The organism is Saccharomonospora halophila 8 (genome assembly GCF_000383775.1).
In the GTDB taxonomy this organism is placed as follows: Bacteria; Actinomycetota; Actinomycetes; order Mycobacteriales; family Pseudonocardiaceae; genus Saccharomonospora; species Saccharomonospora halophila.
In genome coordinates, this window is the sequence record NZ_KB912526.1 from 41,394 (window position 1) to 46,541 (window position 5,148).

Genomic DNA, 5,148 nt, shown 5'->3' on the forward strand with positions numbered 1-5,148 from the left:
CGGCCCCGTCCGATCCGGCGGCCCCGGCCGCGGGGTCCGCCGCCGGGGACAACGTGACCGCGGGCCGCTCGGGTTCGGGGTGCGGACTCCTGCCGAGTGTGGGGTCCGGCTCCCGGATGCCGCCGACCCTGCGGTAGATGTCCTCATCGGTCATTCGGCGGCTACCCGGCGCGCGAGGAACCGACCAGCTTGTCCTTCAGCTCCCGGGTGTGCCGCCTGCTGACCGGCAGCACCTTCTCCTCGTCGCCGAGCACGACCTGGTAGCCGCCCTGCCCCATCCGCAGTTCCGTGATCAGTGAGAGGGCCACGAGGAACGAACGGTGGATCCGCACGAACCCCGCGTTCTCCCAGTTCTTCTCCAGCTGGGAGAGCGGGATGCGCACCAGGTGGCTGCCCTCGGTCGTGTAGAGCCGGGCGTAGTCGCCCTGGGCCTCCACCCAGCGCACCGCCGCCCGCGGGATCAGTTTGGTGGTGCCGGCCAGTTCGACCGGGATCACCTCGTCGTCCCCGCGGACCTGCGGTTCCGCGCCCGGGGCACCCCCGGCGGGTGCCGCGGGTGCGGCGTCGAGTTTCTCCACCACCCGCGCCACGGCCTTGTCGATGCGCTCCTGCCGCGCGGGCTTGAGGACGTAGTCCACCGCGCCCAGATCGAACGCCTCGACGGCCTCGGTGGGGTGGCCGGTGACGAACACCAGCACCGGGGCGGGATTCAGCGAGGCGAACACGCGGGACATCTCCATCCCGGACAGCCCGGGCATGTTGATGTCGGCGAACACCGCGTCGACCGGCGGCAGCCCGCGCCGCTTGCGCATGTCGATCTCGTGGTCGGTGTTGCCGAGGTACCGCAGTGCCTCCGAGGCGTCCACGGCGGGGATCACCCTGCCGACGTGCGGGTTCGCGTCGAGGCAGTGGCGCAGCTGGTCGAGCCCGGGCAGCTCGTCGTCGACAGCGAGGACGAGCAGTTCAGGGGTCTCTCGATGAGCACTCACAGTGACACGCATCCTGCCGTCTGCCGGGTCCGATGTCCACTACGCGCCCGGGCGAATCATCACGTGACGCCCGTTCGCCACAGAGTAACCACCCAAGCGTAACGAGTGCAGCGCGAGGTTCGGAACCAGCCACCGTACCGGTGAACGCGAGTACCCGGAGTGACGTCGGCGATCACGGCCGGCGACGACGGGGTGCCGCCCGCCCGGTCAGAGCCCGAACCGCGACCACTGCGCCCGGTGCTGCACCGCGTCGAGCAGCGCCGACGCGGGTGCGCCGACCCCCAGCCGTGCGAGCAGCGGCTTTCTCGGCTCCGCCACGGTGATCTCCGCGTCCGGGTAGCGCCGGGTGAGCACGTCCCGGAAGTTGCCGAGGCCATCGACGAGGCCGAGCTCGGCGGCACGGGCGCCGAGCCAGACGTCCCCGGTGAACAGGTCGTCGGCCGCGGCGAGCCGGGAGCCGCGGCGCTGCTTCACCCAGTCGACGAACATGTCGTGCAGCTGGGTGTGCAGCGAGCGCAGCCACTCCACGTCCTCCTCCTTCTCCGGGGAGAAGGGGTCGAGGCGGGACTTGTTCTCCCCGGCCGTGTAGAGCCTGCGTTCGATCCCGAAGCGGTCGAGCAGTCCGGTGAACCCGAACGAGCCGGTGATCACCCCGATCGAGCCGACCATGGACGTGCGGTGCGCGTAGATCTCGTCGGCGGCGCAGGCGAGCCAGTAGCCGCCGGAGGCGGCCACGTCCTCGGCGAAGGCGAGCACCGGCACGTCCTTCTCGTCGGCGAGCTGCCGGATGCGCTCGGCGATCAGTCCCGACTGCGTCGGCGCACCACCGGGTGAGTTGATCCGGAGCGCGACCGCCTTGAGCCGGTCGTGGTCGAACGCTCTGGTCAGGGCCGATTCGACGGAGGAGAGGTTGAGGATCCCACGGGCCAGCGGCGACGCCTGCGGGTTGAGGACCCCGTGCAGCTTGACGACGGCGACGACGTCCTTGCGCTCGACGCGCTCGCCGATCTTGGGAATGCGACTGACCAACGTGTCCGTGCGGCTCATGCCGTCCACCCTACTGAGTGGTTCCGGCGGGCCCCGCCCGTTCCGGCCGGGACGGTCAGGAACCGACGGGCGCGGAGGTGCGGGCCGGGGGCAGGTCGCGCCTGCTCCGGGCGCCCACGGACGGGTCCGGGTAGTTGGGCATGTCCGGGTGCACGTGCCGGACGAACTTCGGCACCCGCATGGTGACCTTCATCCCCGCGCCGACAGCCGTCTCCACCATCAGCGAGTAGCGCTGGTCGTAGACCTGGTGCATCCGCCGGTTGATGCCGCTCAGTCCGATGTGCGCGCTGCCCGACGAGTCCCGCATGTTCTCCAGCAGCGCGGGGTCCATCCCGACCCCGTCGTCCTCCACGCTGATCTCCGCCTCGGGGCCGCGGTCGTGCGCGGTCACCGTCACCGTCCCGCCCCCGGGCTTGCCCGCGATCCCGTGCTTGACGGCGTTCTCCACCAACGGCTGGATCAGCAGGAACGGGAGAACCACCGACTGCACCTCCGGTGCGATCTTGAGTCGCACGTTGAGCCGGGCGCCGTACCGGGCGCCCTCGATCGTGAGATAGCGGTCGATGTTGCGCAGCTCCTCGGACAGGGTCGTGAACGTGCCCTCCGCCCGGAAGCAGTAGCGGGTGAAGTCGGCGAAGTCCTGGAGCAGTTCGCGGGCCTCCTCGGGATCGGTCCGGATCAGCGACGAGATCGTGTTCAGCGCGTTGTAGACGAAGTGCGGCGAGATCTGCGCCCGCAGCGCCTTGATCTCCGCCTGTTGGAGCTGGTGTTTGGTGTCCTCCAGCTTCGCCGCGTGCAGCTGGGTGCTGATGAACCGGTTCACCGTGTCGGCCATCTGCACGATCCGTTTGCCCTTGGTCCGACCGAGCACGAGCAGCACGGCCTCGACCTCGTCGTCGACGATGATCGGCATCAGCACGGCCGTGCGCATCCGGCAGTTCCCCCGGTGGTCGCAAGGCAATTTGTCGTGGGAGACGACCTCGCGGCTCTTCCGGCGGATCGCCGAGCCGACCGGCCCCACCAGGTCGACGTAGTGGTCGTTGGCCTCGCCGTCCCAGGACAGCAGCGTCCCCTCCCGGTCGGAGATCCCGACCGCGACGCACTTGAGCAACCGGAGCAACCGGGTCACCAGTTTGTCCGTCGCCTCCTGCACGAGACCGTCCCGCAGGTCGACCTGGGCCTTGGACATCACCCAGACCGCTTCGAGCACGGCCTCGTCCACGGCGTGGCTGGGCTTCCGCCGCCGGACGAGGACGACGAGGATGGTGACCAGCGCGACGAGGCAGGCCCCGGCGGAGAACGCCACGACGGACTGCGTGGTCAACAAACCTGACACAGCGTCCATGCTCTGCGCTCCCACAGTGACATGCAAGACGGACCGGATCACCCCCACACTCCACCCCACCACCCACCCCCAACCCTCAACTACCCACCGTCACCACCCTCGCCTGTCCGAGGGATGTGCCGTGAAGGGCACCTTTCCTGCGTCGGGCGCAGCGAGGGGCACATTCACTGCGTGAGACGCAGTGAATGTGCCCCTCACGGCAACACGCCGGGTGACTACTTCACGAGGCGGGAGAGGCGGCGGTCGGCGAGGGGTTTGCCGCCGGTCTGGCAGGTGGGGCAGTACTGGAGGGCGCGTTCGGCGAACGAGACTTCGCGGATGGTGTCGCCGCACACCGGGCAGGGCAGCCCGGTGCGGCCGTGGACCCGCAGCCCCGAGCGCTTCTCCCCCTTGAGACGGGCGGCCTCCTGTCCCACCGACCGGTCGACCGCCGAGGTGAGCACCTCCCGCATCGCCTCGCTCAGCCGCTCGACGGACCCGTCGTCGAGCCGGCCCGCGGTCGCGTACGGCGACAGCCGGGCCGTGTGCAGGATCTCGTCGGAGTAGGCGTTGCCGATACCCGCGAGCACGGACTGATCGGTCAGCACCGTCTTCAGCCGCGCCGTCCGCCCCCGGAGCAGCCGGGCGAGCCCGGCGGTGTCCAGGTCGAGCGCGTCCGGACCCAGGCGCGCGACCGGGTCGATCTCGCCGGGGTCGTGCACGATCCACACGGCGAGGCCCTTCTTCGTCCCGGCCTCGGTGAGGTCGAAGCCGGGTGCCTGCCGCCCCTCCGGATCGGACAGCCGTACCCGCAGCGCCACGGGCCCCTTCCCGGGCCTCGGCGGCGCCGCGGACAGTGCATCCGACCAGCGCAGCCACCCCGCCCGTGCGAGGTGGACGACCAGGTGCAGGTCACCGAGCACGACGTCGAGGTGCTTGCCGTACCGGGCCGCCCCGGTGACCTCCCGGCCGTGCAGGTCGGCGGGCCCGGGACGGACGGTCTTGAGCACCGTCAACGAGGCCACGTCCACCCGGGTCACCACACGGCCGACCGCGTGCGTACGCAAGTGGTACGCGAGCGCTTCGACCTCGGGCAACTCGGGCATGGCTCACTCGACAGGCTGTAAGGGTCCGTCGAAGTCCGGAAGATCGTGCTTCTGGATCGACTTGGCGATGCGGTGCACCTCGCCCCGCACCTTCAGTATGCCCACGACCGTGCCGACCCACCGCTCGGACGGACGCTCACCGGTGACGTCACCCTCCGTCTCGGCGACCACGGTCCACGGCCTGCGCAACGTCCAACGCAGCGGGAAGAACAGCGCCACCAGTAGCAACGCCAACGGCACCCAGCTCGGCACCACGACGTCCTCGGGCATCCACACGACCAGCACGAGCCCGAGCAGCACCGCGACGGCGCCCATCGCGACCCCCGGCGTGTAGTTGGCCGCCACATCGTGTTCGAAGTCCTCGGCGGTGGCGGGCCGTCGCCATTCCAGCTGGGCCCGGATCACCCAGTCCCGGCCGTCGGACCCTCGGACAAGCCGGTTCATGCAACATCCTCCGCTGCGCCGCTGGGCACTGGTTGTGCACGAAACGTTACCCCGATCGCGAGCCGACCGTGAAGTCCACACCGCCGCTGATCGACTTCACGACCTTCCACGGCGACGTTCCACCCGGACGGGTGAGGATCACCGCAGGCCGCTCCCCGCGTCACTCCCGGCGCGGCCGGCGGTCGGAACCTCCGCGTCGGACCACGGCCCAGCACGCCCGGGGCCGCCTCCGCGGCCG

At 70.4% G+C, this 5,148-nt stretch carries 5 protein-coding genes; all 5 read right to left on the reverse strand.

What is annotated here, in order from left to right:
* Positions 1 to 161: 161 nt before the first annotated feature.
* The 5 genes from SACHA_RS0108265 to SACHA_RS0108285 all read right to left on the reverse strand — a co-directional run bounded on the left by SACHA_RS0108265 (position 162) and on the right by SACHA_RS0108285 (position 4,910).
* Positions 162 to 1,001, reverse strand: coding sequence for a LytR/AlgR family response regulator transcription factor (locus tag SACHA_RS0108265; RefSeq protein WP_028662994.1), 840 nt, complete (start codon positions 999 to 1,001; stop codon positions 162 to 164).
* A 195-nt stretch (positions 1,002 to 1,196) separates the two neighbouring features.
* Complete coding sequence (locus SACHA_RS0108270) at positions 1,197 to 2,036, reverse strand: S49 family peptidase (RefSeq protein WP_028662995.1); 840 nt, start codon at positions 2,034 to 2,036, stop codon at positions 1,197 to 1,199.
* Between the two features lie 55 nt (positions 2,037 to 2,091).
* The gene (locus tag SACHA_RS0108275; protein WP_028662996.1) at positions 2,092 to 3,381 is read right to left on the reverse strand and encodes a sensor histidine kinase; all 1,290 of its coding nucleotides are present in this window, start codon (positions 3,379 to 3,381) and stop codon (positions 2,092 to 2,094) included.
* Positions 3,382 to 3,596: 215 nt separating this feature from the next.
* Positions 3,597 to 4,466: an Fpg/Nei family DNA glycosylase gene (locus SACHA_RS0108280; protein ID WP_019808748.1), complete on the reverse strand. Its 870-nt coding sequence runs from the start codon at positions 4,464 to 4,466 to the stop codon at positions 3,597 to 3,599.
* Between the two features lie 3 nt (positions 4,467 to 4,469).
* Entirely contained in the window at positions 4,470 to 4,910 is a 441-nt protein-coding gene (locus tag SACHA_RS0108285; RefSeq protein ID WP_019808750.1) for a hypothetical protein, read from the reverse strand.
* Positions 4,911 to 5,148 lie beyond the last annotated feature (238 nt).